Consider the following 26,601-nt stretch of genomic DNA (forward strand, 5'->3'; position numbering starts at 1 on the left):
GCGGCCTCCTCACCGCAGCACGCGCACAGGCACGTTCTTCCAGCCCGCGACGTTTTGCATGTTGACTCGTCTGCATGCCGGCCAGTCCACCTCGTAGCGTGGCATGAAGTCGAGGAGCTTTTCCAGCGCGATCGCGCTTTCCATCCGGGCCAGCGCCGCGCCGAGGCAGCTGTGGATCCCGTAGCCGAAGCCGACGTTGATGGCTTCGTGCGGGTCGCGGTCGATGTCGAACGCATCCGGGTCGGTCCACGCCTCGGGATCGCGGTTGGCCGAACCGCCGATCAGGAACACCGGCTTGCCCGCCGGAATCGTAACGCCGTGCAGGTGAACCTCTTTGAGTGAGCAGCGCACGTTGTACTGGGACGGCGCCTCGTAGCGCAACAACTCTTCGACCGCGGCCGGGATCTTGCTGCGATCCTTGAGCAGCTTCTGCCACTGGTCGGGGTTGCGGCCGAACACCACCGCGGCGTTGCCGACCAGCTTGGTGACTGTCTCCGCGCCGGCACCGCCCAAAAGGGTCGCGAAACCGGCGATCTCGACGTCATCGAGCTGGGTTCTGCCGCCGTTCTCCCGCTCGATCTCGGCGGTGAGCAGCTTGCTGAACAGGTCATCGCCCAGCTCGGCGCGGCGCTGCTGGATCAGGTTGTAATAGAACATCCCGGTCTCGATGCTCGCCTGCAGGCCGGCCTCGCTCACCTCGACCTGGCCGGGCTCACGGGTGAGGGTCTCGTCGATCCATATCCGGATCCGCTGGCGATGCTCCGGGGCCACCCCCAACATGGTGGTGATCACCTCGACGGGGAACGGCGCCGAGAAATCCTGCACGACGTCGAACCGATCGGGGTTGGCGGTGCTGAGGAACCGCTCGATGGTCTCGGTGACCATCTCCCTCTGGGACTGGATCGCGCGCGGCGTGAACACCTTGTTGAGCAGGCTGCGCATGTTGCGATGTTCGGGCGGATCCATGAAGATGATCGACTTCGGGTCGGGCGTTACACCCGACCGCACCATCGCCAGGTCGACCCCGCGCGCCGACGAATACGCTTCGTAGTCCTTGAACGCGGCGGCCACGTCCTCGTGCCGGGTGAGCGCGTAGAAGTCGTATTTCTCGTCGTAGTAGACGGGGGCTTCCTCGCGCATCCGGCGATACGTCTCATAGGGACTGTTGAAGAAGTCCTCGGAGAACGGATCGAAGACGACCTTCGTTTTAGTCACTGCATCCTCCTCAGCGGCGGGCTGAACCGTTGCACTAGACTGCTTGACTGTAACGCTAACGGTAGCGGTTTCGGGACGGCCCGAAAAGACCAAAACGCTGTCATCTCAAACCTTCCCGGCGTCATCCATGACGTGGTCGACGACCTTGATGACGTTGTCCAGCGCGCCCAGGTCGGTCCCGAGGTCCTCGGCGATGCCGCGGACGACGGCCACGTCTTTGCCGACGAATTCGCCGGCTACCTCGATGAACGACGCGACCGAGCCCCGTGCCGCGACGATGCCCAGCACCCGGCTGGCCGCGCTGCCCTGGGCCAGGGCGGCCAGCAAAGTCGACTCCGGGACGCCGAGCCGCTCGCCCAACCGGATGGACTCGGCCACCAGCCCGATGTGACCGGCGAACAGCGCGTTGTTGACCAGCTTCACCTTTTGGCCGGTGCCGCTCGGCCCGACGTGCAGCACCGGATCGCCATAGCAGCCGAGCACCGGTCGCGCTCGCGCGACGGCGTCGTCGGCGCCGCCCACGAACAACGTCAGCGTGCCGGACGCGATGTCGTGGGGGCCGCCGCTGACGGGTGCGTCGACCACCCCGACATGGTCGGCGCGGTCGGCGATGGCCTCGATCGTTTCCGGACTCGCGGTGGTGTGCACCACCAGCGCGGAGCCCGACGGCATGCTGGGCAGCAGGGCGCTCTCCAAGCAGACCTGCCGCAGCTGTTCGTCGGTGAACACACAGAGCACCACGACGTCAGCGCGCGCACCGGCTTCGGTCACCTCGTTCACCGCGCAGGCACCCAGCCGCTCGAGCTCGCGGCGCCGCTCGGCCGTTCGGCCCAGGGCTCTGACGTCGTGACCGGCCCCGACGAGGCGGGCCACCATCGGGCGTCCCATCCGGCCCGCGCCGATGAACCCGACCTTCACGGGGCCTTCATCGGGGATGGTCCATCAAGGCCAGCGCGGCGTCGGCGGCGTCGAGCACGGCGCCGGCGCGGGCACCGGCCTTCTCGGCGAGGTCGACGATCAACCGGACGTCCTTCTGCAGCAGCGTTCCCGCGAGGCCGGCCAGCCGTTCCAGGCCGCCGACTCCGCCAAGGGCGTTGAGCGCGAAGCTGTTCCCGCTGCTGCGGGAGACGACTTCGGTCAGCCGAGCCGGGGAGACGCCCAGGGCATCGGCCAGCGAGAGGGCGGTGGCCGCCGTGCCCAGGTTGGCGGTGAACAGTAAGTTGTTGAGCAGCTTGGTGGTTTGGCCGGAACCCAGCTCGCCGAGATGAACGACGGGATCCGCGTAGGTTTCAAAGATGGGGCGGCAGCGTTCGACGACGCCGGCGTCGCCACCGACCATCACCAGCAGGCGCCCTTCCGACGCCGCCCGACCACCGCCGCTCACCGGTGCGTCGATAACCGAAACACCAATGGCAGCAGCCTCTTTGGCCAACTCTTGGCACGTGTTGGGGTGCACCGTGCTGTGCACCGCGATGACGCTGCCCGGTTTCATCGCCGCCAACAGGCCGTCCTCCCCGCCGGTGACTTCCGCGATGTCGGCGTCGCCGACGACGCACAGGCACACCAGATCGCTGGCCGCGGCGAGTTCGGCGGGTGACTCGGCGACCTTCGCCGGGGTGTCGGCGAACGGCTCCAGCGTCGCGGGCCGGCGGGCCCAGAGTGTCGTCTCGTGGCCGCCCTCGATGATCCGCCGCGCCATGGGTGCGCCCTGGCTGCCCAGGCCGATGAATCCGACTCTCACCCGGCCTCCAAATCGGCTTCTGGGTCACCGGGTTTCGCGCGGGTGGCCACGCATTCGCCCGCGAACGCAAAGACCTTCGAATGGTAATCCGCGGCGGTGTGGCCGAGGCTGATGTTGTGCCCCGCCTCGGGTTGTCTGTGTACGGTGAACCGCGGCGCGGCGGAGAACAGGCCGGCGATCTCGGCCAACGCGGAATCGTCGGTCTGCCAGACCCTTTCGTACTCGGCGATGCTGAACTGCACCGGGACGCGCACGGCGGGGGCGAGCGTCGGGAAGGTTTGTCGGGCCCAATCCGACACCATCTGGTCCTCGTAGGCGGGGGCCGTCGGCGAAACCGTGATCCCGGTGAGGACCTCGGGTGGATACAGCCGCTCCGGGTGCCACAACAGCTCGCGCAGGCCCGCCGGCCGGCGTTCTCTGGTTGCCGTCTTGAGCATTTCGCGGGCCGCGGGGTGATAGTGCCGGCCGGTACCCGCCAGTTCGATGCCCAGCAGATCGGCGCCGCGCTCGTCGGCGGCCATCTGCATCGCCAGTTCACACCCGCCGGAATGGCCCATCACGAACAATCCCGCGCCGCGCGGCCCCTGTCCGAGGATGCGATCCACCGCCCCGTACACGAGATCGACCCGCTGCTCGGGCCGGGTCATCGCCTCCGGATAGGGAGCCGAGCTGCCGTAGCCGGGCCGGTCGAGCGCCACCACGGTGAATCCGGCTGCCGCGCCGGTCCGTAGCAGGGAGAAGGACGGGTGGCCCGGGCAGTCGAAATAGACGGCGGTGGTGCCCCCGCCGTGGATGGCCACGATCACCGCGGTGGGCTGCTCCGCTTCGGCGACCAGCGCCGACATCGGCACGCCGTCCACGATCACCACCCTGGGGCGGATAGCCGGCGGGCTCACGCGTCGACCCGCAGCAGGAGGACGCCACTGGGGGTGAGGCCGCCGCTGCTGACCACGCCGACGCGCGCGTCGGCGACCTGGCGGTCACCCGCCTCGCCGCGCAGCTGGCTGACCGCCTCGTGCAGCAGGCCCATGCCGTGGGTGCGGCCGTGCGAGAGCTGGCCGCCGTGCGTGTTGAGCGGCAGTTGACCGTCGCGCGCGACGTTCTTGCCGCCGTCGAGAAACTCTCTGGCCTCGCCGATCCCGCAGAAGCCCAGCGCCTCGATCCAGGACAGGCAATTCATGGTGAACCCGTCGTACAACTCGGCGACGTCGACGTCGCCGGGTCGCAGCGACGTGCGCGTCCACACGTGCGCTGCCTGGCCCAGAACCTGCGGCTCGTGAGTCAAAGTGCTTTGGTCCCAATCGATTCGCTCGATGATCTGCGTCCCCACCGCCTCCACGAGGACGGGCGGCTTGGCCAGGTCGCGGGCGGCGTCGACGGCGGAGACGATGACGGCTATCGCGCCGTCGCACGGCACGTCGCAGTCGTAGAGCCCGAACGGCGTGGTGATGGGCCGCGCGTTCAGGTAGTCGTCCATCGTCATCGGCGTCCGATAGATCGCGGTCGGGTTGAGTTCGGCGTTGGCCCGCTGGTTCAGCGCGATCCAGCCCAGCGTCTCTTTCGTTGTGCCGTAACGGTGGAAGTGCCGCTGCGCGTTCATCGCGAGGGTGTGTGCGGCAGACGTCGCGCCGAACGGGAACTGCCAGCCGGCCATGCGGCCCACGGGTGAGCTGATCTTGCCCTGCTTCATCAGTTCGTTGTAGGTGGCTTCCCACAGCGTCCGGAAACACAGCACATGACGGGCCAGGCCGCCGGCGACGGCGAGCATCGCGGCGATCACCGACCCACCGGGGCCGAACGTTTCGATGCCGCCGTTGTGCCACGTCGGCCGGATGCCCAGCGCCGCCTCCAGCGCGGTGACCCCGCCCTCGCCGAACCCGCCGAGGTTGCCGCCGCCGGGATAGGTGGACAGGCCGTCGATGTCGGCGAACGTGAGCCCCGCATCGGCAATCGCGGCCTCGCAGGCGTCCACCGTCAGCGACAGCGGCGGCACCATCAGCCGGCGGCCGATCTTCGACATGCCGATCCCGGTGAGCGCGACCTTGTCTTCGAACTTCTCCGCCGTCAGCATGGGCCGGACGTGTTCGCCGAAGCGCTCCGGAGCGATCTCGTCGACCGGCAGGGGAGCGGGCTGCGCTTCGGCGATCGGCCGGAACAGCGGCAGCCACACGTCCTCGATTTGCTCGAAAACGACCTCCACGTGCTGGCCGAGTTCGAGCCGATCGGAATCGCACTCGACGATGTTGGTGGTCAGCCGTACCCGCGGGTCTTCGGCGATCGCCACCTGCGCGACCACGTACGGCGCCGGCAGCCCGGGCAGGCTGAACCGGTGGTTCACGGTGAATCCGGCCAGCGTGGCCTTGCCGGAGACGGCCCGCACACCCATGTCGCGGGAGCGGCAATACCGGCACACCGGAGCCGGCGGGTGGATCAGCGATTCGCAGGCCCGGCATTCCTGCAGCCGCAGCGCGCCGTCGGCGCCCGACGTCCAGAAGAACTCGTTTTCGTCGGTGACCAGGGGTAGCGGGCGTCCCGATGCTGCTGACACATCACCTCCCGGACGGCCGCCCAACGAACGCGGTAGGCACATTATACGAATCGGAGAATTACGTTATCAGTTCCGAGCGGGGACGATCCAGGCCAATATTCACCGCTCAACTCGCGAACTTGGGCGTAGTCGGTCTCGTTGAGTATCGTTCGGACTGCCTTGCCCATGCCCGCAATCGCGGCCAGGATCGGCAGGTGCACCTTCTGCGCCTCGGTGTCCAAGCGGCAGAACAGTCGGTAGTGCCGGCCTTGGGCGTCTCCGAGTTGGGACGAAATGCGCTGGTGTGCAACCATATTCCTGCGCGAGCCATCTACTTGCGCCGGGCCGGGCCGATCCGGCGCAGCGGGCGATGTCGTGGCGGTCACATGTGTCACTCGCGTCTCGGTTTCGGAGGCACATACTTCTTTGTCCACCTACCAGCGACAAGTGCGGTGGGCTGTCGCTCACGAGGCGGACGCATCGCCCATGCCGGCCAGCGAGTTGCCGATGTGACAAATGGGATTAACGCCCGACTTCGGCCGACCGCGCACCGGCCCGGGGCGACGTGACCCGCGGCGTGGGCCAAGGAAAGGTCAGCGCGTGAAACCCCATTCGGCTTCGTTTTCCTCGGTCTTGAGGTGCGCGGCGGGATCTTCGTCGCCGCTCGGCGGCGGCGACACGTCATCCGGCCGGCGTTCGTCCATCTCCATGATGGCGTGCACCGGGCAATCCATCAGCGCGCGCATGACCGCGTCGCGGTCGGCCTCGGCGACGGTGCCGTCCCCGATCAGCGACGCGTATCCCCAGTCGTCGAGCGAGAAGTACCCGGGCGCGTGCTTGGCGCAGACGCCGAAGCCGTCGCAGAGGGTGCGGTCGAGATGGATTCTCATGCCCGATGTCACGCGCACACCACCGCCTCCACCTCGTAGGGCCGTTCGGCGCGAAACGCGTTGGCGCGGCACTGTTCGCAGCCGCCGTCGAGGTGGCGCGCCACCGCCTGCGGAAACTGGTTGAGCAGGCTCCCCGCGACGTTAGTCGCGGCGTCCAGGGTGGCGCAGGCGCCGCGGCCACGCAGCGTCGTCGACCAGCGCCGCAGCCGGTCGAGGTCCTCGGAACTGGCGGCTCCATCACGCAGCGCGCCGGCGACGGCGGCCATCGCCGCGGTGCCGTTGAAACACGAACCGCACTGCCCGGCGTTCTCGCGGTCGAAATACGCCAGCACGGAGGCGGCGACCGCGACCGGGCAGTCGTCGGTGATCACCGAGATCGCACCACAACCCAGGCCGGCGCCGAGGTCACGCAGCGTCTCGTGGTCCAACGTGGCATCCAGCACCGTCCGATTGAGCAACCCGGCGAAATACCCGCCCAGCAGCGCGCCCCGCACCCGATCGGGCGAAACCCCGTGCAGGGCAAGCAGTTCGCGGAATGGCAGGCCGTGCGGGACCTCGTAGAGGCCCGGCGGTCGGCCGGCGCCGGTGAGGGTCGCCAGGAAGGTGCCGGGCGATGACGATGTGCCCAGCGAGCGGAACGCCGCCGAGCCGTGGCGCTGCACGTGGGGCAGGTTGGCCAGCGTCTCGACATTGCTCACCAGGGTGGGCCGCCCGCCGACGCCCTTCTGGAACGGCCGCGGCGGCTTGTCCGTCGGCTTGACCGGGCCGCCGTTGATCGCGCGCGTGACCGCCGTCTCCTCGCCGGCGATGTATCCCGGATCGACGATGAATAGCTCAACCGCGATGTCGCCGAGCGCGCCGGGTTCCAGTTCCGCCAACGCGGCTTCCGCACCGCGAGCCGATTCCGGGTCGGACACGTACACGTAGGCGCGGTCGGCCGCCACCATCGCCGCGGCCAGCCGCAGACCGTCGAGAACCAGGTGCGGCCGGTACCGAAGCAACCAGCGATCCTTGATCGACGCCGGCTCGCCCTCCTCACCGTTCGCGACGACGACCGCGCCACCGGCCCGGCGCCCGTTGTCGCGCACCGCGCGCAGCTTCACCGCGAGCGGAAAGGCCGCACCGCCGCGGCCCTGCAGCCCACTGAGTTCGACCTCGTCGAGCAGTTCCCCGGGCACCGCAAGGGGGCGGTAGCCCCCGAGTTCGCGGTAAGCCGGGTAGTCCTCCCGCGGGCGGCCGGGGCGATCGCCCAGCAGTCGCGACGGACAGCCGGGCCAGGTGGTGACGGTGATAGCCGGCGCGGCGCTGGTTTCCATCAGCCGGCTCCCAACGCCGCGATTAGGCTTGCGCACATGCGAACTGCCGTGGTGCGCGTCAACGTCGACCCGTCCGGTCTGCTCACGGCCGCAGAGTTAAGCCAGGGCATGGCGGCGCTCCTCGGGCTTGTCCACAACATCGGCGCCGACGTGGTCGACAACAATCTCGCGGCCACGCCGGCCCGCCGCCGCGAGGTGGAGCTGCTCATCGCCGGTGACGACGCCGAGTCCGTCAAGAGCGCCGGAGTTGACCTGTGCGCCAGAGCCTTTGGTACCCAACCGGTGGCGGGCGTAATCACCTTCATCAGCCGGGGAACCGACGACGACGCGCACGGTGTGCTGTCCGCCTTCGGGCTCGCCGGCGAGATCGTCCGGGAGCCCGGCGACGACGGCTTCGACGTCGTCCATGTGACGCTGCGCGAAGCGGACCTGGAGCGGATCCCGGAAAGCCGGATCCACACGGCCCTCGAGGCCTCGCTCAATTGTGAGGTCCACATCCGCATCGTGTAAACGCATCAGGAGCCCAGGAATTCGAGGATCGGGGGCGCCGCGAGCACCCAGGTGTCGAACATGTTGAAGTGCTGCACCCGGCCCGCCGCGCGGTCTTCGGACGCGCGCTCCCAGGCGTCCTCCGGCCACGGCGGGTCGATCAGCTTCGACCCCTTGATCAAGCAACTGACTTCCAGCGACGTCCGCTTGGGGTGATCCCAGTCGTTTTCGCCGCCCCGGATGATGAGCGTGGGAACCTTGATGCGGTCGAACATTTCGTCGTCGACGCCGGGAATGGTCTGTCCGGGCTTGGAGACGAACGCGTTGAGCCAGCGCAGCATCACCCTGAGGAACTCGTCGCGGTCCAGGTCGAGGAACCGTTGCTTGTTGTCGGGGTTCTCCTCGATGCGCTCGCGCCACTCGGGTACCTTCAGCACTCCCTCCATTCCGGTGCCACGCGCCGCGAGAATGCTGGGGACCACGTAATAGGACCCCAGCACGAACGTGCCGTAAATGCCGCCGACGATGTTCCACACCACCAGCTTCTCGACGAGTTCGGGGTAGAGCATCGTCGTGAGCATGGAATCCCTTGCCCCACCGGAGCCTCCGGCGAGGATGCATCGCTGGACACCGAGCGCGCCCAGCAGGCCGTGCAGCGTCTCCGCGCGCATGTGTGACTCGCTTTGGCCGTAGAACTGCACGTCCGACGCACCGCAATTGGGCCGGTCCCACAGCAGCACCCGATAGCCACCGGCGACCAGCGCCTCGGCCAGCGGACGCAGCCCCGGGACCTCCTTGCTGAACCGGCCGCCCGGCGTCAGGGCGATGAGTTCGCCTGCGTCTCCGAGGATCTCGTAGACAACGTTCCCACCGTTCACCTCGATAGAAGACACAGATTCTCCCGTAGCGTCACGCCATCACCAGAACGTCATTGTCGACGACCCGCACCGGGTAGGTACGGATGCTCCACTCCGGCTTGACCGCGGTGGTGCCGGTCGCCAGCTCGAAACCCCATTGATGCCAGGGGCAGTAGATGTACTCCATATCGCGCACCATGACCGCGTCACCGGCGGCGGTCTCGTCGACGACGGTCCGTCCCCGGGGGCGTCCCGAGCACAGCGGACCGCCCTGGTGCGGACAGTAATTCGCGATGGCGTAGAAGGTGCCGTTGACGTTGTAGACGCCGACGCCGTGCCGGCCGATGGGCACCAGCTTGTGGCTGCCCGGCGGGATTTCGTCCACCGTCGCGACGACGTGCTCGCGGCCCTGGGCGAGGCGGGGCTGGGGCCGCTGGGGGGTTCCTTGCGTCAACTCAGAGCACCCGGACCTGACCCTCGAGGACCGGCACGGTCTCGGGGAGGTGGTAGGTCGCGATCCCGTTCTCGTACATCACCGCGTCCCGGGCCGCCTTGGGAAGGTGCTTCACCAGCCAGCGTGGGTCGTCGAACGTCCAGTGCGGGTAGTCCGAGGAGTACAGCAGGATCTTGTCGCACTCCATCCACTCCAGCGCGCGGGTCAACTCGGTCTTGTCTTCCGGGTAGTCCAGCGGCTGGGTGGTGAACTTGATGTGCTCCTTGACGTATTCCGACGGCTTGCGCTTGATGTCGACGCGCTGCTTGCGTGCCTCGTAGATCGCGTCCATGCGCCACATCAGCGGCAGGATCCAGGTGAAGGCGTGCTCGACGAACACGATCCGCAGCGTCGGGAACCGGTCGAAGACGCCGTCGAAGATCAGGCTCATCACCTGGTTGGCGGCCAGCAGCGAGTACGTGACCATGAAGTCGTGGTTGTAGCTGGGGAACCCGACCGGCGGCGTCGGCAGCATCTCGTAGTTGCTGCGCGACAGGTGACAACTGACCGTGATGTCGTGCTTGGTGGCGGCCGCCCAGATCGGGTTGTATTTCGGGTGGCCCCATGACGGCCGCGGCTCGGCCTTGATCAGGATCTGCGCCATATACGGGTGCCCGGCCCACTTTTCGATCTCGCGCGCCGCACCCTCCGGATCCTCGACCGCGCCGCAGATCGAACCCCGCCAGCGCTCGTGCCAGTTGTTGTGGCTGTCGAGCCAGTGGTTGGCCTGCCAGTCGTTCAAGGCGCTCGAGAACGCCTGGTGCGCCTCCGCCAGGCGCGGCGTGCGCCCGCCGGGCTCCAGGATCGCGATGTCGGATCCCGCCTCCATGATCAGCTGGCGAAACGCCATGTCCGGGTCGCTGCCCGGGAACTCGCCGTCGGGCGGGAAGGTGTCGGTGCGCATCGCGAAGCTGTGGGCGTAGTCGGGAGCGTCGTAGTAGATCAGCTCGCCCACCTTGTGGTCCAGGAAGAACTTGCTGCGCCACGGTTCCGGGATGTACTGCGTCAGCTCGCCGCGTTTGGGCACCGGGTGGACGTCCGAGTCGACGCACCGGACGGCGATGCGCTCGGCGGCGGGAACGCGTTCCTGCATATGGGTCAGCGTCATCGTGATCTCCCTCGTTCACTTCATATTCTGCGACTAGCCCGCCGCGAGGTCGACCGAAACGTCGATCCCGTACAGGTCGGCCGCGTTGCGCCAGCACAGCTTGTCCCGCTGTTCGGCCGCCAGCGATCTCGGCAGCCGGCGGATGTCGTTGCTTTGCCAGTGCGGATAGCTGGAGCCGAACATCACCATGTCGTCCTTGCCGGTGAAGCCGAACCACTCGCCGGCGAATTCGGTGTCGGGGGGACCGTCGAGGCTGCCCTGCACGAAGTACACGTGCCCGGGGAGGTAGTCGCTCGGGATCCGCGGCGCCCACGGCGTCTGTTCAAGGTGCGGCCGTCCGAACGTGTCCATCCGCCAGATGAACGGCGTCAGAAAGTCCGCGGCACCGTCGGCCCAGACGAACTTCAGCGTCGAAAAGCGCTCGAACACGCCCTCGGCGATCATGTTCATCAGGTGATAGAGGTAGTTCAGCGCCATGAAGCTGACGTATTGCTCGTAGGTCAGGGTGTGCCCGGATGGCGTCGGGGGAAACCCGATGCCCTCGCCCGTCTCGATGTGCACCGCGACCGGAAGGTTCGCGTCGGCGGCGGCCTCCCACAGCGGCCAGAACTGCGGCTTGCCGTAGAGCTCGCGGGATTGCAGCGGAACGCCGACCTGGACCACGCGCGGGTGTGCGCGCCATTTGTCGATTTCGCGCACGGCGCCGGCGATGTCGTCGGGGTTGACCCGGATCGTGCCGCGGAACCGGTCGCCGAACTCGTCGTGCTCGAGCCAGCGCGACACCATCATCTCGTTGTGGGCGGCGTGCAGCGCGGTGCCCAGGTGCCGGTCGGGCATGATGCCGCGGCCCATCGGATGCAGGATCGCCACATCGACGCCGCGGTTCGAAAATAGTTCGTCGGCAACGAATTCTGGATCCGAGCCCGGATACTGGCGGTCGGGTCCCTCGGTGTTCGGCGCGTACTCGCTGCCCGGCGCGCCGTACCAGTCCATCTCGTAGTCGGGGAAACCGCGGCTCTTGAACGGCTCGCGCAAAAAGGAACGCAAGTCCTTGTTGGACGGAAAGAAGATGTGCACGCTGGCGTCGATCACCGGTGTGCGGGCTCCGTCAGCATGTTCGATCACGAAAGCCATCCTTCGGCTCGCGCAGCCAAAGCGACTCGGACCCCGTCATACGATAGAAAACCTAACATTCTCATCGACAGTCCTCAATGGGTTTCCCGTAAGCGCTTCGGTTAGTCGTCGGCCCTGGTAGTCGCTGATATTAGGACCGCGAGGGCAAGTGCCGTTCTTCCAAGAAGATAATATCATTCTCCGCCGCTGCTGCCGGTGCCAGTGCTGGCGACCATTATCAGTGCACAACGTCGGGCGTGGTCGCGGTATCGGCGCCCTAACGCGCGCCGATACGCCATGCACAGATTTCGAGATCATTCATTCCGAAACAGAGAATGCTATTCTCGCGATGGCGGTGACGACAGGAGGGCGGCCTGCGATGCTCTTGGAGTTCGATGCTGATCAGCGACTGTGGCAGAGCACGGTGCGCGATGTCGTCACCAAGCAGTGTCCACCCTCGTTAGTGCGTGGCGTGGTTGAGGAGAACGTCGACCCGAGCCCGGTATGGAAGTCCTATGTGGACCTTGGCTGGACCGAGCTGAACGATCCCGCCGGCGCGGTGGAGCTGGCCATCGTGCTCGAAGAATTGGGCCGCGCAACCGATCCCACACCGTTTTTGGCGACGATGAGCCAGTTCGCGCCGTTGGCCGCGGATCGGTTCGATCCGCACGAGTCGGGCACCGCGGTGCACGACGGGGTGTCGGCGCACCGGGACGCCGACGGCTGGGTGTTGGACGGGACGGCGAGGCATGTCCTGGACGGCGATCGTGCGGCCCGGTTGGCGGTGGTCACCGATGCCGGGGTGTTCATCGTCGCGGCGAATCAGGTGTCGGCCCGGCGCTCGGCGGTGTTCGACCCGGTGCTGCATGTCGCCGATCTGTCCTTCGCCGATGTCCGGCTGCCCGACAGTGAGCGGCTGACCGTCGATGCGGAGCGTGCGCATCATATTGCGTTGACGGGCATGGCAATCACGATGGTCGGCGCCTGCCAGCGCATCCTCGATATGGTCCTCGACCACGTCCGCAGCAGGCAGCAGTTCGGCGTGCCGATCGGATCGTTCCAGGCCGTGCAGCACAAGGCCGCCGACATGCATGTCGCGGTGGAGCGCGCACGGGCGTTGGCCTACTTCGCCGCGTTGACGATCGCCGCCGACGATCCCCGGCGCAGGTTGGCGGCCGCGATGGCCAAAGCCTCGGCGGGGGAGTGCCAGTCGCTGGTATTCCGGCACGGCTTGCAACTGCACGGCGCGATGGGGTTCACGTGGGAGAACGACCTGCAGTTCGCGCTCAAGCGGGCCAAGGCGGGTGAGCTGATGCTCGGCGGCGCGGCAGAGCATCGGGCGCGGATCGCCGAGGAGTACCGTGCAGCTGACTTTTGATCCCGACGTCGAGGCGTTTCGGGCGGAGTTTTCGGCATTCCTGGATGAGAATCTGCCTCCCGCAAGCGAAACGAGCGAGCGTCCCCGGTCGGTCTCGCACGTGCCGGCCTGGGCGCGTCGGTGGCAGCGGCTGCTGTTCGACAACGGGTGGCTGCTGCCCGGTCAGCCCCCGGAATTCGGTGGGCGCAACGCGACGCTCGTGCAGCAGTTCGTCCACCTCGAGGAGTTGTGTCGCCGGCGGATCTACCAGAGTTTCAATCCGCAAGGCGTGAACATCGTTGCGGCATCGCTGTTGTCGTTCGGCAGCGACGCACAGAAGCGACGCTGGGCGGTGCCGATCCTGCGGGCCGAGATCACCGCTTCGCTCGGGATGAGCGAGCCTGGTGCTGGGTCTGATCTGGCGTCGCTACGTACCCGTGCGGTGCGTGGCTCAGATTCGCAAGGCGATCACTTCGTGGTCAATGGGCAGAAGGTGTGGACCTCCGGGGCGCACGACGCCGATGTTTTGTTGACGTTCGTGCGTACCAATCCAGATGTGCCGAAACACAAGGGAATCAGTGTGCTGGTGATCCCCACCGACACTCCAGGTGTGGTGCGGCGGCCGTTCCCGTCGATCTGTTCCGCCGACGACCTGGATTTCAACGAGGTGTTCTTCACCGATGTGCGGGTGCCGGCTGAGAACCTGGTGGGTGAGCTCGACCAGGGCTGGCGGGTGGCCAACGGGTCGCTCGGGCACGAGCGCACGATGATGTGGCTGGGCTTTGCCGATCGAATGGACAACCTGATTGCCGATTGGCGTCCCGGCACGCGGCTCGAACGCGACCAATACGCCACCCTGATCATGGACAAACAGGCGCTGCGCTTGCTGGGGTCGGTGGCCTTGGCTCGCGCCGCTCGCGGCGAAGACCACGTGGCCGCGATATCGGTGCTCAAGCTCCTGGGTTCGGAAGCCGAGCTACGCGGGACCGAACACGCCTTGTCGTCCGCCGGAGCGGGCGGGCTCATCCACCCGGGGCAGACCGGCCCGTACGCGCACATGAATCTCGACCACTATTTCGCCAGCTGGTTCGAGCGCTACGCCCGCAGCTTCTCCGGCACCATCGCCGGCGGGACCTCGGAGATCCAGCGCAACATCGTCGCCCAGCGAGTGCTCGGCCTACCGCGTGGCTAGCGGTCTCGCCCGTAAGTTCGTCGGGTCTGTTCGCTGAGGCGCCGAGATTGCGGTGGCAGCGATGCCAAGGGAAAGCTGACCTGAACACAGGTTCGACACCACCAGCGCAGACTCGGCGCCAGCGGTTCTGGTAGCAACCCCCGACGAACTTACGAGCGAGACCACCACGTGTTGGCCACGTGAAGATCGGGTAGATGCCGGTCATCGGCCCCGCGGGCGATGACGGCGGAGCTGGCTACCGCGACGCTGGCTACCGCGACGCTGGCGGCGATCCGCTCATTTGTTCGATGTGAAGTGCCGGCGAGCACGATATACCTGAAAAGAACCTGAGGTTGTGGGGCTTTCGGCAAACATTAGGGGATTAGCCTGGGAAACCGCAGTCTCGCAACCTTCTCGGAATCGAAAGCTCGCTGGTAGACGTGTACTACGCGCATAGAATGGCAAACTAGATCCGGCGCTGTGATAGTTCAGTTTGAAAGTACCTGCCAGTAGCAAAGCGTCGCGCACTCACGTTAACTGCTACTCGATTCCGATAGGCATCTGCCAGCTTATATAGCGAAGGCATCTTGTTTGCTGTGGTCACTCGCCACGAAAGGCGTGGGAACCGGCGGGGCCGCGGTCGTTATGTCTTGTCAGGCACAAAACTCGAGAAAAAGCGTGCCGTCGATGGGGCCGCGCTGCCGCGATCGGGCGCCTGATGGGTAATAGCGCGGTGACTTCTCCTCCGGGTGCTTGGCGGCGGTAACGGCCATGTCGTTTCACAAGTCCCCAAGTCCCAGACGTCGCGCCTCGGTGATCGCCCGTTCGGCGGCAGTGTCCCTGCTGTAACGGTCGACTCTGTCGAGTACGCCAGCCGGCGGCCTGCATCGCGAGTTGCCGGCCGGGCGGAAATGCCACCAAGTCGTGGGGTGCGGCGACGCCGACAAGAATTTCAAAACGATAATAATTCCGGGTTCATTTTGTGCGGATTTCTTTTGCTACGAATTCCTATCACCGCAGCTAATTACCCATTTTATTGCACGATCTGCTCAACATATTTTTCAGGTATGTTCAGCGAGTCGTTAACCAGAACGCACAAAGGAGTTGGTCCCGGAGCGGATCGTGACCTGCCCCTCGAAGGTTGCTAGCACCCGGGTTCTTCTCCACGTACGGCTCTGACGCATCGCTCTAGCGGTTATGACAGGAAGGCGCTCAGATGAAGCGTAAGCAGCACAGCATGAGGCGGAACCGCCGCAACGCGAAGGCGAGCCGTGGCCGTGTGGTCGGCCTCAGCACGGCCGCGGGTGCATTCCTGACCGCCACCATAACCCCGATGGTTGCGCCTCCCGCCCAGGCGGGGGTGCTCGACGTGATCATCAACCCGATCATCCAGCCCATCATGGGCGCCGCCAGCACGGCTGCCGCCGCGGGCACCACGGCGATGAACGGTTTCGGTGCGGGTGCGCTCGCGGGCCTGCACACCTGGTGCCCTTCAAGGTATCACGAATAGTCTCAATGCGGGTGCGGCGGCTTTCGAGGGTGTGCATTCGGCTGCCCTGGCCAGCATCACCAGCAGCCTTAACGCCAGTGCTGCCGCCTTTAATACCGGCGGACTGAATGCGGCCCTGGAAGGCCTGCATGCCAGTGCCGCGGCGGCCTTTAGTGGTGGGGGGCTCAGTGCGGCCGCGGCCAACGCTGCGGGGAATGTGCAGTTGAACAACCTCGTGTATGGCGGTTTTAGCAATGTCTACACCACGATCTACACCGCCGGACAGACCTGGCTTGTCAGCCCGACCGGTCAGCAAGTGGACGGAGTCATCAACGCGCCGTTCCTCTACTTGTTCGGGCGCGATCTGATCGGCAACGGCGTTAACGGTGCCACCGGTCCCAACACCTCGCTGCTCGGCCAGCTCGGGCTCAACGGCAGCCTCCACGATGGCGGGTTCTTGTTCGGCGATGGCGGGGCCGGCGCAGCCGGTACCGCCGCCAGTCCCAATGGTCTTGTCGGCGGGTCCGCCGGGCTGATCGGCAACGGCGGCATCGGCGGTGCCGGTTTCAACGCTACCAGCGGCGCTGGTGGTGCCGGTGGCGCTGGCGGTAATGGCGGCTTCCTGCTCGGTAGCGGCGGCGCTGGTGGTGTCGGTGGCACCAGCACCAGCAGTCACGGCGTCCTTGGTGGTGCCGGCGGCAACGGTGGCTTGCTATTCGGTAACGGTGGTGCCGGTGGTGCCGGTGGTGCCGGTGGTGCTGGTGGCGCTGCCGGTTCCAGCGGTTCCGGCTCGCTGGGCGGTTACGGCGGGCTGGCGGTAACGGCGGCGTCCTGGTCGGTAACGGGGGCATCGGTGGCGTCGGCAGCTCTACCGGAAAATTCGGCGGCAAAGGTGGTGCCGGCGGTCTCAGCGGGATCTTGGCCGGCAACGGTGGTAATGGCGGCAACGGCGGTATCCCGGACGGTTATGCCGGGCTCGGCGGCCTCGCCGGGATCCTCGGCCAAAACGGTGCGGCCGGCGTCTACGCGGGCAGCTAATACCCCCTACGAACATCCAGATCACAAACAGCAAAGGAACAAAGCACATGCAACAGCTAACAGCCCTTCGGCCCCTCGCCACCGCGGGCGCCGCAGCGGTCGGTGCCGGCGTGATCGCCCTGACACCGGTGCTCTCAACGGATGTCGCGTCTGATCTCCAGCGCGGTACTGTCGCTATCCAGCACCGCGCGATAGAGCTCGCCGATACCGTCGCCAACCCCATACAAACCTGGATCGACACTTTCCAGGCGGCGGGCATCAATATCCAATCGCTTGTCACGCAATTTCAAGCGTATCCGTTCCCGGGGTTGGAGCAGGTAACCGCCAACTTTTTGCAGTACGGAGTCGATTATGTGAGCCCGTATCATACGGCCGCAAACGCCGCTGTCAATTACTTCCTCGGGACTGGTAGTTCAGATCTCGTACCGCTTATCCAAACGGGATTGGCTGAGGCAGCGGCGGGCAACTTCAGCGGCACCAAGGGCGCGGTTGACACCCTGGTGCAGGCTCTATATATCAACCCGTTCGTAAACGTCTTGGAACCACTCGAAAAGATTCCGCAAATCCTTAACCCTATCACGCTGAATCTCTCGAGCGCGACTAATTTCCTAACAGTCAACGCTATAGCGGATATCGGTGTAATATTTGTCTTCGACTTGCCCGGCGAGTTCGAACAGGCACTCGGCACTAGCCTGCAAAATATTTATAATTCATTCACCGCCGGGGACGCAGTGGGTGCTCTGGTCAACGCGGTTGATATCCCTGGCGCAGTGACAAACGCGCTCCTCAACGGATCCTACAGCGGCGGAGCCTACAACGCCGGCTTGATTAGTGACGGATCCGGTCTTGCCAAAACCCTGTTTCTAACGATCCCACAGCAACTTGCTCCCGAGATCGTTGCCCCCGGCGCCCAGAACATCATGAGTGGCGGCAGTCTCTTGACTGCGTATCAGGACTTCTTTAACGCGCTGACCAATGGCTGGCCCACCGCGCAGGAAGTGTTCAATAATCTGCTAAACGTCATTGATTATGCGCTGAGTAAATCTGGTGTCTCGGCCGCGGCGGCGAACGGGGGCGACTTCGCGGCCCTGGCGCCGGCTGCCAGCATTCTGTCGGCTGGTTTGCCTGGTTTGTCGGTTGGTGTGTTGAAGGGGTTTGATCCGGCGGCGGTGACCAGTATTGCGGGGTCGTTGGGTCCGTCGTTGGCGGCGGAGGTCGCGGGATCATTGGGTTCGTCGTTGGGGGCGAATCTGGCGGGGTCGTTGGCGACAACGCTGTCCGTTGACCTCTCAAAGGTCGCGCTGCACATTCTGTCGGCGCTGTAAGTCCCTTTCCTTTGGTGGTTGTGGGGTGTGCCGGCGGCCCCGGTTGGGGTCGCCGGCACACGCCCGGGGTGTGGGAGGTGCTTTCGATGATTTGGTGGGCGGCACCCGTGTGGTGGTGTGGCGTTGATTCTTTGCTGCTTGTGGGTATGGCCGGTGGTTGTTGATGTCTGTGGGTTGGCGGGCATGGGATGAGGGCGACGCCGCCGATGAGGTGTTGGGTGCTACCGGTGTCTGGTTGATTCCCCGGGCCCCCACGCTGGTGGTGGAGCCCAGATGTCGGGTCGTCACCCCCGACACCAGTCGCGACGCGCATGCCGGGACGGTGCTGTCTCGCGAACATCAGGAAGTCCTGGATTGGGCGCAGGCCCGTGTTGATGAGTTGATCGGTGTGGTCGAAGCCAAGGAACGCTTCGCGGGGTGGCGCACCGTCCTGCAAACCAGCCAGCACAGCGGCGCGGTGCCCACTTGTGCGGACAATCACATGGTGTTTCTCGGCGCGCCGGGGACGGCGAAAAGGACGTTTGCCCGGGTGATCGGTGAGGTGTTGTTCGGGTTAGGCACCATCGCGCGCCCAGACGTGACGGAGGTGAGCGTGGAGGATGTGGTGGTGGGGGGTCTTTCGCGTAGCGCGGTGGCGATGAAGAGTGTGTGTGACGATGCCCGGGGTGGGGTGTTGTTTATCGAGGAGGCCTACCGGCTAGCCCCACAGACCGCAGGTCACTCGTGGGGTGTGGATGCGCTGACCATGCTCCAAACGTGTATGGCGGAGTACCGCGACGAGCTGGTCGTCATCCTCGCCGGCTACCCCGACCCCATGCAGGACTTCCTCACCACTCACCACGAGCTAGCCGGCCGATTCCCGGTCACGATGAGCTTCGCCAGCTACACCCCCGCCCAAGTCGTCGCCATCGGGCGCCGTATAGCCGGTAAGGAGAACCTGGTCGTGGGGGACACGGTATGGGAGCTGCTGCGCACCGAAGCAACCCGGTTGCGGTCGATCCCCTACGGCCACGCCACGCTGCTCGATGCCGCCGGCAACGCCCACTACGCACACGACGTGATCTCCATGTGTCGGCGTGCGCGGCTTCGCCGACTAAACCGACTGGCGCCCAACCGCGGCGACCTTAAACACCTCGTCCGCACCGACCCCGGTGTTCTCCACGTCAGCACCACAGACATGCAACGCGCCCTCACCGCCTCACACCCAGCCGTAACAACCGGCTGACCCCAAACCGCCAGGCACACAACAACAATAGATCCGCCTCACGTGCTCCTGCTCGCGCTTGTTGGGTTCGCGGTTCTCGACTCGCTGAATATCCTCAATGGGGGATTCAGTCTCGGCGAACCCTGAACCCCTTCAGCAGGCAACCGACGCACTTCGCGCGTCGACACCCAGAATCCCGGATGCGACGTGCGAGTTATGTCAGTTTTCTATCGGAAGGTATGTGTCAGTAATCCCACTTCGTGGCAGACGACAGCGGAGTGGTTCGTGACCATGGCCTTACGGGCCGGTCGTGCTAGTGTTGTGAGTCATTAATTATGATCTAGCTGTTAGACTGGGTTGTGCCTGCTCCCCGTGCTGCCGAGATCGTGTTGACCGCCGACGAGCGGACCGAGTTGGAGGGGTGGGCACGACGGCGCAGCAGTGCGGCGGGGTTGGCGATGCGGTCGCGAATTGTGTTGGCGGCCGCCGAGGGCGGGACGAATACCGAACTGGCCCAACGGTTGGGATTGTCGATCACGACGGTGCGCCGGTGGCGCAATCGGTTCGTCGTTGACCGTTGTGACGGCTTGCTAGACGAGCCGCGTCCTGGCCGGCCCCGGGTCATCGGCGATGAGCGGATCAAAGACTTGGTCACCGCGACGTTGGAGACCACTCCACCTGATGCCACGCACTGGTCGACCCGGTCGATGGCCGAGCATCTGGGCTTGAGCCAGTCGATGGTCTCGCGGGTCTGGCGGGCATTCGGATTGGCTCCGCACAAACAAGATTCGTGGAAATTGTCCAAGGATCCACTGTTCGTCGAGAAGGTCCGCGACGTGGTCGGGCTCTACCTGGACCCACCCGAACGCGCGGTCGTGCTCTGCGTCGACGAGAAGACCCAGATCCAGGCCCTCAACCGCACCCAACCGGTGTTTCCGATGCTGCCTGGCACTCCGGTGCGGGCCAGCCACGACTACATCCGACATGGCACCTCAAGTCTGTACGCCGCCCTGGACCTGGCCACAGGCAAAGTCATCGGATCCCTGCACGCTCGCCACCGCAGCCGGGAGTTCCTGGCGTTCCTCAAAAAGATCGACGCCGAAGTCCCCGCTGACCTGGACTGCCACGTCGTGCTCGACAACGCCTCCACACACAAGACACCGGCGGTGAAGCGGTGGCTGACCAACCATCCCCGGTTCGTGCTGCACTTCACCCCGACCAGCTCGTCATGGCTCAACCTTGTCGAACGCTGGTTTTCCGAGCTGACCACCAAAAAGCTGCGTCGCGCCACCCACACCTCGGTAAGACAACTCAACACCGACATCCGCGCCTGGATCCAAACCTGGAACGACAACCCCCGCCCCTACGTCTGGACCAAGACCGCCGACCAAATCCTGACCAGCATCGGCAACTACTGCACCAGAATTAATGACTCAGGACACTAGCTGTACATACCTAAGAAGAACCTGAGCCCACAGGGTTTTCGGTGGACATTTGCCGATCACTTCGGAAACACACCGTCCAGCAATCCCCGAAAAGTTGCAAAAACACTGGTGAGCATGCACTACTGCGTATGTCAGCAACAGCTCTCCGGCACTGTAATAGTTCAGTTTGAAAGTACCTGCCGGTAACAAGCCTGGCCCGTACCCGCCTCCCACTCACGATAGCTGCAATCCTTGCCATTAGGCTATTTGGCACGGAGTACAGCACATTACTGAATTTGCTGTGACACACTGCGCCAGCATGCATCCGACACATCGTGATGACCCGATGCCACCAGGGAGCAATCTCACTTTTTCTCAGGTTCACCCCGATCGTCGCGACCCCCTGCTCGACGCGACCCCATGTCACCGTCCAGGTAGACACCTCCAACAACACCCGCCACCCCGGCCAGCCCGCGGTGGCCATCGCTCTCGATTTCCGCGTCAAACACGCTGCGCCGGCCCACACAAAGACAACGCACCCGCTACCCGCGCCGGCCAGTAGGGACACCGAGAAGCGGGCCGCCCACTCACCCGGGCACCAGGGCAAGAACCCCTAATTACGCTGTCCTCAACGACGATCGCCGAATCCCAGCAGATGATCGCTAAGAAACGTCTTCATCCACACCGACGAGACTCCCACACCTCGCCGGCCCGCTGGCCCGGCGGCACCTGCCTACCAGACCCTCCCGATCGCAGCCCCCACCCCGATAGCGACGTTCCCTTTCCACGCCACGAGCCTCGGCGGGTGACCGCCAACACGGCCGCACTTGCTCTCGGATCGACATTCGACGATGCCACCCAGTCGTGGGGTGCGACAGCGCCGTCAAGCATTTTCGAAAGGCCAATAATTTTCGGGGCTTTTTAGGCGGATTCTTTTGCTGCCAATTTCGTCTCACCACAATTAATTACCGAGTGTATTGCACGATTTTCTCGACGTAATTCTTAGGTATGTTCAGCGTGTCGTTATCCAAAACACACTGTGGATCCAGATCGAAGGTCGCCCAGCCCCCGGTTTTAGGTATGGCTCCGACTCGTTTTATCGGTCATGACAGGAAGGCGCTCAGATGAAGCGTAAGCAGCACAGCATGAGGCGAGACCGCCGCAACACCAAGGCGAACCGTGGCCGTGTCGTCGGCCTGGGTACGGCGGCTGGCGCGTTCCTGACCGCCGCGATGACCCCGGTGGTTGCGGCGCCTTCCGCGCAGGCCGGGGTGCTGGATATGATCATCAACCCGATCATCCAACCCGTGATGGGCGCTGCTAGCACGGCTGCCGCCGCGGGTACCACGGCGATGAATGGTTTCGGTGCGGGTGCGCTCGCGGGCTTGCAAGCGGGCGCCCTCCAGGGCATCACGAATAGTCTTAATGCGAGTGCGGCGGCTTTCGAGGGTGTGCATTCGGCCGCCCTGGCCAGCATCACCAACAGCCTTAATGCCAGTGCTGCCGCCTTTAATGCCGGCGGACTGAATGCGGCCCTGGAGAGTATGCATGCCAGCGCTGCGGCTGCCCTCAACGTCGGCGGGTTGAGCACCGCCCTCGAAGGTCTGCATGCCAGCGCTGCTGCGGCCAACGCTGCCGGGAATGTTCAGCTGAACAACCTCGTGTACGGCGGCTTCAGCAATTTCTATAACACGATCTATATGGCCGGTCAGTCGTGGATTGTCAGCCCGACCGGTCAGCAAGTGGATGGGGTGATCAATGCCCCGTTCGTCGCCGTGTTCGGGCGCGATCTGATCGGCAACGGTGTCAACAACTTCACCGGAACCAACACCTCGCTGCTCGGCCAGTTCGGGTTGAGCGGCAACCTCGGCTCCGGCGGGTTCCTGTTCGGTAATGGCGGGGCCGGTGCCGCCGGAACCGCCACTAATCCGGCCGGTTTGGCCGGCGGCGCCGCCGGACTGATCGGCAACGGCGGTGTTGGCGGCGCCGGTGCCGCAGGTGGCGCCGGTGGGCTTGGCGGTAACGGCGGCATGCTAATGGGCAACGGGGGTGCAGGTGGTATCGCCGGCGCCGCCACCGCCACCTCCGCCAATAAGGGTCCTTTGGGCGGAGCGGGCGGTGCTGGCGGCTTCCTGTTCGGTAACGGCGGCGCAGGGGGCGCCGGGGGCGTCGGCATCGGCATCGCCGGGCACGGTACGGCCGGTTACGGGGGAGCGGGTGGTAGTGGCGGCTTCCTAGTCGGTAACGGGGGCGCGGGTGGTGTCGGCGGCGCGGCCGGCGGCGCCAAGTTCGGCGGCAAAGGTGGGGCGGGCGGCCTGGGCGGGATACTCGCGGGCAACGGTGGCAACGGGGGCAACGGCGGCCTGACCACCGGCTACGGCGGGGGCGGCGGGTTAGCGGGGCTCCTTGGCCAAAGCGGCATCGCTGGCGCGTACGGCACTGGCTAACACCCCAGTAGAGGCACGGATTGTCTCGTGTCGAAGCCATATCGAACCTATAGCCAATTCATTGCAGGACGCATCACCAGTAGTCCACGAACATTCCGACCACCGATAGCAAAGGATCACAGCACATGCAACAGCGAATAGCTTTCCGGCCGCTCGTGGCTGCGGGCGCCGCGGCAGTGGGCGCCAGCATTATCGCCCTAATCCCGGCGGTGTCCAACGACGTGGCTGCAGGTATTCAGCAGCACGTGGTTAATGTCGAGCACCGCGCGGTAGCGCTGGCCGATACGGTCGTCAACCCGATTCAAAGTTGGATGGACCTCATCCAAACGACGCAGACCAATCTGCAGACGGTAACGCAGGACTTTCTCAGTCTTCCGTTCCCGCTTGCGCAGCAGCTGGCTGCGAACTGGCTTCAGTTCGGCAATCTCTATGTTTCGACAACGCAGATCGGCGCGACCGACGCTATCAAATACTTCACCGGACCCGGGGTCTACGATTTTGTTCCTCTGTTATACACGGGATCTCGCGACCTGATCGCGGGCAACGTTGCCGGCTGGATGAGTAGCATGGTCTACGCTTTCTATACGGGGCCCCTTGTTGACATCGGGCAACCAATGGAAGCTACGTTAACTATCCCTGAAAATATGGCAACGAACTTCGGATATGCAGTCAACACACTGCTGACCACCGGTGTAACGAATTTTGGTTATTACGTTGTTACCGCGCCAGGATCTGTCGCGGGAACATTCGGATCCAGCTTACAGCTGGCCATCAATTCAGCCAACAGCGGAGATCTGGCTGGGACAGTCCTCAACTTGCTCAATGTTCCGCCCGTGACGTTGAATGGATTCATTAATGGATTAAACGGGGGGTCGCAACCCAATTTGGGCCTTATCAATACGCCATATTCCAGTCTATACACCGAGTATTCGTTTGTTTCAAATGCCCTTGCGAAGGCTATCGTCGCTCCTAATAGTCAAAACATCGTGAATGGCGGCAGCCTGTCGACGGGAGCCCAGCAATTCGTCAGCCAGTTCCTCAATGGTTGGCCCTCGCCGCAGCTTGCCATCAACCAGCTGATCAGTACCCTCGAAGGACTCTTTGGTGGCAGCAATGCCGCGGGTGCGGCAGCGGCCCTCAACGGTGGCGGTATCGCCGCCAGCGTGGCGGCTGGTTTGCCTGGTGTGTCGGCTGGTGTGCTCAAGGCGTTTGATCCGGCGGCGGTGACCAATATTGCGGCGTCGTTGGGTCCGTCGTTGGCGGCGGAGGTGGCGGGGTCGTTGGGGGCGAATCTGGCGGGGTCGTTGGCGACAACCCTGTCGGTCGACCTCTCCAAGGTTGCGCTGCACATCCTGTCGGCGCTGTAAGCCCCACCATTTCGTTGTTGCTGCGGTGGTGTGCCGGCGACCCGATCAACGGTCGCCGGCATACGCCCGGGTGTGGGAGGTATCACGATGACCGGGATCTGGTGGGTGGCGCCCGGGTGGTGGTGTGGCGCTAACCCCGTACCGCCAGCGGGTATGACCGGTGGTTGCTGATGTCTGTGGGCTGGCGAGAGTGGGATGACGAAGACACCACTGACGAGGTCCTGGGTGCTACAGGTATCTGGCTGATTCCACGAACACGCCCAGTGCTCGCGGAGCCCAGATGCCGAAACGTCACCATCAGCACCGGTCGCGACGCGCGCGCGGATGCTGTCCTGGCCGCGGAGTGTCAGGAGGTGCTGGAGTGGGCCCAAGCACGCATCGACGAACTGATCGGTCTAGCCGAAGCCAAAGAACACTTCACGACATGGCGCACCGCCCTACAAAACAACCCCCACCATCATCGTGTTGAGCATGGTGGCGCGGTGACGTCCTGCCGGGAAAACCACATGGTGTTTCTCGGCGCGGCGGGCACAGCGAAAAAAGCGTTCGCCCGAATCATCGCTGAAGTGCTATTCGGGTTAGGCACCCTCACCCGCCCACAAGTCACCGAGATCACCGCCCACGACATCGTGGTAGACGATCCTTCACACAGCGCCGCCAGAATGAAAACCGTGTGCGACGACGCGCGTGGTGGGGTGTTGTTCCTCGACGAAGCCCACCAGTTGGTCCCCCACACCGAAAGCCTCTCCTGGGGTGGGGATGTGATCGCCGCCCTGCAGGCGTGCGTGGCGGATTACCGCGGCGAGCTGGTCGTCATTCTCGCCGGCCACCCCACCCCCATGCGGGAGTTCTTGACGGCTCATGCGGGGCTGGCCGGTCGATTCCCCCACACCGTGGCTTTCACCAGCCCCACCCCCGACGACATCGTGGCTCTCGGGCACCGCTTAGCCGGCAAGGAAAACCTCCACGTCGAAGACACCGCATGGGAACTACTGCGCGCCGAAGCGGCCCGGTTGCGGTCGATCCCCCACGGCCACGGCACGCTGCTCGACGTCGCCGGCAACGCCCACTACGCATGTGACGTGGTTCTGACGTGTCGGCGTGCACGGCTGCGCCGGCTACACCGACTCGCACCCCACCGCCGCGACCTCGAACACCTCCTCCGCACCAACCCCGGTGTCCTCCACGTCAACACCACCGACATGCAACGCGCCCTCACCGCAACGCATCCACCCACAGGAATATGAAGCGACATACTGGCACCCGCCGGCATCGCTAGTGACCATTGCGGACGGACTGGGGTCCTCGCCACAGCCTGTTATGTCGTCACAGCGGTAATGAGAGTGGGCCGGCTGCTCGCCATCCCCGCGACGCTTTCTCGCGTGGTATGAGGACCAGCCGCATCTAAAAAGGCTGCTCCGTAACCACTTCAGGGTGGTGACAACGAAGCGATTCGCTGAGAGGGAGCCGGGCTTGGGTGGTTCACGGTGAAGGCCGGTCCTTACCGGGCCGGCGAACTGTACGTACTTAAGAAGAACCTGAGCCTGCAGGGTTTTCGGTAGACATTTGCCGATCACTTCGGAAACACGCCGTCCAGCAATCCCCAAAAGGTCGCGAAAACACTGGTGAGTATGCACTACCGCGTATGTCAGCAACATCTCTCCGGCGCTGTGATAGTTCAGTGTGAAAGTACCTGCCGGTAACAAGCCGGACCCGTACCCGCTCTCTACTCACGATAGCTGCGCCCATTACTATAAGGTCGTTTGGCAAGGAATACAGCGGATAACTGAGTTTGCTATAGCGCGCTTCCTCGGCATGTAGCCGACACGTCGTGATGGACTCATGCCACCAGGAGTAATCTCATCTTTTCTCAGGATTGCCCCGATTGTCGCGATCCTCTGCTCGACGCGGCCCGTGTCACCGTCCAGGTAGACATTCCCGCGTCAAACATGCTGCGCCGGCCCACACGAAGACAAAGCACCCCACTACCCACACCGTCCAGTAGGGGACGCCGAGAAGCGGCAGCCACT

General features: G+C 64.7%; 20 protein-coding genes and 2 pseudogenes. 11 read left to right on the forward strand and 11 right to left on the reverse strand.

What is annotated here, in order from left to right:
- Nucleotides 1-9: 9 nt before the first annotated feature.
- The 7 genes from G6N25_RS13720 to G6N25_RS13750 all read right to left on the reverse strand — a co-directional run bounded on the left by G6N25_RS13720 (nt 10) and on the right by G6N25_RS13750 (nt 7,689).
- Nucleotides 10-1,215 carry a cytochrome P450 gene (locus G6N25_RS13720; RefSeq protein WP_083072152.1) on the reverse strand — a complete coding sequence of 402 codons (1,206 nt, stop codon included), beginning with the start codon at nt 1,213-1,215 and terminating at the stop codon, nt 10-12.
- Between the two features lie 105 nt (nt 1,216-1,320).
- On the reverse strand, nt 1,321-2,133 hold the full coding sequence (locus G6N25_RS13725; RefSeq protein WP_083072151.1) for an NAD(P)-dependent oxidoreductase: 813 nt from the start codon (nt 2,131-2,133) through the stop codon (nt 1,321-1,323).
- A gap of 7 nt (nt 2,134-2,140) precedes the next feature.
- The gene (locus G6N25_RS13730) at nt 2,141-2,956 is read right to left on the reverse strand and encodes an NAD(P)-dependent oxidoreductase (protein ID WP_083072150.1); all 816 of its coding nucleotides are present in this window, start codon (nt 2,954-2,956) and stop codon (nt 2,141-2,143) included.
- On the reverse strand, nt 2,953-3,801 hold the full coding sequence (locus G6N25_RS13735; RefSeq protein WP_083072370.1) for an alpha/beta hydrolase: 849 nt from the start codon (nt 3,799-3,801) through the stop codon (nt 2,953-2,955). The genes G6N25_RS13730 and G6N25_RS13735 overlap by 4 nt, the downstream gene beginning before the upstream one ends.
- Before the next feature lie 47 nt (nt 3,802-3,848).
- The gene (locus G6N25_RS13740) at nt 3,849-5,504 is read right to left on the reverse strand and encodes a thiolase C-terminal domain-containing protein (RefSeq protein WP_083072149.1); all 1,656 of its coding nucleotides are present in this window, start codon (nt 5,502-5,504) and stop codon (nt 3,849-3,851) included.
- Nucleotides 5,505-6,076: 572 nt separating this feature from the next.
- Entirely contained in the window at nt 6,077-6,373 is a 297-nt protein-coding gene (locus G6N25_RS13745; RefSeq protein WP_083072147.1) for a ferredoxin, read from the reverse strand.
- An 8-nt stretch (nt 6,374-6,381) separates the two neighbouring features.
- Nucleotides 6,382-7,689: an NADH-ubiquinone oxidoreductase-F iron-sulfur binding region domain-containing protein gene (locus G6N25_RS13750; RefSeq protein ID WP_083072146.1), complete on the reverse strand. Its 1,308-nt coding sequence runs from the start codon at nt 7,687-7,689 to the stop codon at nt 6,382-6,384.
- Nucleotides 7,690-7,725: 36 nt separating this feature from the next.
- On the opposite strand from G6N25_RS13750, the gene G6N25_RS13755 reads away from it, so the two are divergent.
- Nucleotides 7,726-8,199 (forward strand): hypothetical protein, encoded by a 474-nt coding sequence (locus tag G6N25_RS13755; protein ID WP_083072145.1) that lies wholly within the window; start codon nt 7,726-7,728, stop codon nt 8,197-8,199.
- A gap of 5 nt (nt 8,200-8,204) precedes the next feature.
- Here G6N25_RS13755 and G6N25_RS13760 read toward each other — a convergent pair whose 3' ends face one another.
- The 4 genes from G6N25_RS13760 to G6N25_RS13775 are packed head-to-tail and all read right to left on the reverse strand — an operon-like array spanning nt 8,205 to nt 11,761.
- Nucleotides 8,205-9,071, reverse strand: a complete 867-nt coding sequence (locus G6N25_RS13760) for an alpha/beta fold hydrolase (RefSeq protein ID WP_083072144.1) — start codon at nt 9,069-9,071, stop codon at nt 8,205-8,207.
- Nucleotides 9,072-9,087: 16 nt separating this feature from the next.
- Nucleotides 9,088-9,489 carry a Rieske (2Fe-2S) protein gene (locus tag G6N25_RS13765; protein WP_083072143.1) on the reverse strand — a complete coding sequence of 134 codons (402 nt, stop codon included), beginning with the start codon at nt 9,487-9,489 and terminating at the stop codon, nt 9,088-9,090.
- 1 nt (nt 9,490) lies between these two features.
- The gene (locus G6N25_RS13770) at nt 9,491-10,636 is read right to left on the reverse strand and encodes an amidohydrolase family protein (protein WP_083072142.1); all 1,146 of its coding nucleotides are present in this window, start codon (nt 10,634-10,636) and stop codon (nt 9,491-9,493) included.
- Between the two features lie 33 nt (nt 10,637-10,669).
- A complete protein-coding gene (locus G6N25_RS13775; RefSeq protein WP_083072369.1) occupies nt 10,670-11,761 on the reverse strand; it encodes an amidohydrolase family protein in 1,092 nt (363 codons plus the stop codon).
- A gap of 367 nt (nt 11,762-12,128) precedes the next feature.
- On the opposite strand from G6N25_RS13775, the gene G6N25_RS13780 reads away from it, so the two are divergent.
- The 10 genes and pseudogenes from G6N25_RS13780 (at nt 12,129) to G6N25_RS13825 (ending at nt 25,818) form a co-directional block, all read left to right on the forward strand.
- Nucleotides 12,129-13,127, forward strand: a complete 999-nt coding sequence (locus G6N25_RS13780; protein ID WP_083072141.1) for an acyl-CoA dehydrogenase family protein — start codon at nt 12,129-12,131, stop codon at nt 13,125-13,127.
- Nucleotides 13,111-14,298: an acyl-CoA dehydrogenase family protein gene (locus G6N25_RS13785; protein ID WP_083072140.1), complete on the forward strand. Its 1,188-nt coding sequence runs from the start codon at nt 13,111-13,113 to the stop codon at nt 14,296-14,298. The genes G6N25_RS13780 and G6N25_RS13785 overlap by 17 nt, the downstream gene beginning before the upstream one ends.
- A gap of 1,195 nt (nt 14,299-15,493) precedes the next feature.
- A complete protein-coding gene (locus tag G6N25_RS13790) occupies nt 15,494-15,787 on the forward strand; it encodes a hypothetical protein (protein ID WP_083072139.1) in 294 nt (97 codons plus the stop codon).
- 337 nt (nt 15,788-16,124) lie between these two features.
- Nucleotides 16,125-16,804 (forward strand): annotated as a pseudogene (locus tag G6N25_RS24585) (hypothetical protein); the annotation flags it as partial.
- Between the two features lie 47 nt (nt 16,805-16,851).
- Nucleotides 16,852-18,129, forward strand: coding sequence for a hypothetical protein (locus G6N25_RS13800; RefSeq protein ID WP_158084843.1), 1,278 nt, complete (start codon nt 16,852-16,854; stop codon nt 18,127-18,129).
- Nucleotides 18,130-18,292: 163 nt separating this feature from the next.
- Nucleotides 18,293-19,354, forward strand: coding sequence for an AAA family ATPase (locus tag G6N25_RS13805; RefSeq protein ID WP_083072136.1), 1,062 nt, complete (start codon nt 18,293-18,295; stop codon nt 19,352-19,354).
- 338 nt (nt 19,355-19,692) lie between these two features.
- Nucleotides 19,693-20,778 (forward strand): IS630 family transposase, encoded by a 1,086-nt coding sequence (locus tag G6N25_RS13810; protein ID WP_083077664.1) that lies wholly within the window; start codon nt 19,693-19,695, stop codon nt 20,776-20,778.
- A gap of 1,763 nt (nt 20,779-22,541) precedes the next feature.
- Nucleotides 22,542-23,204: pseudogene (locus G6N25_RS24480) on the forward strand (PGRS repeat-containing protein); the annotation flags it as partial.
- Between the two features lie 125 nt (nt 23,205-23,329).
- Nucleotides 23,330-24,571 carry a hypothetical protein gene (locus G6N25_RS13820; protein WP_163672448.1) on the forward strand — a complete coding sequence of 414 codons (1,242 nt, stop codon included), beginning with the start codon at nt 23,330-23,332 and terminating at the stop codon, nt 24,569-24,571.
- A gap of 170 nt (nt 24,572-24,741) precedes the next feature.
- On the forward strand, nt 24,742-25,818 hold the full coding sequence (locus G6N25_RS13825; RefSeq protein ID WP_163672450.1) for an AAA family ATPase: 1,077 nt from the start codon (nt 24,742-24,744) through the stop codon (nt 25,816-25,818).
- Nucleotides 25,819-26,601: the final 783 nt, after the last annotated feature.

The organism is Mycobacterium heidelbergense (assembly GCF_010730745.1).
In the GTDB taxonomy this organism is placed as follows: Bacteria; Actinomycetota; Actinomycetes; order Mycobacteriales; family Mycobacteriaceae; genus Mycobacterium; species Mycobacterium heidelbergense.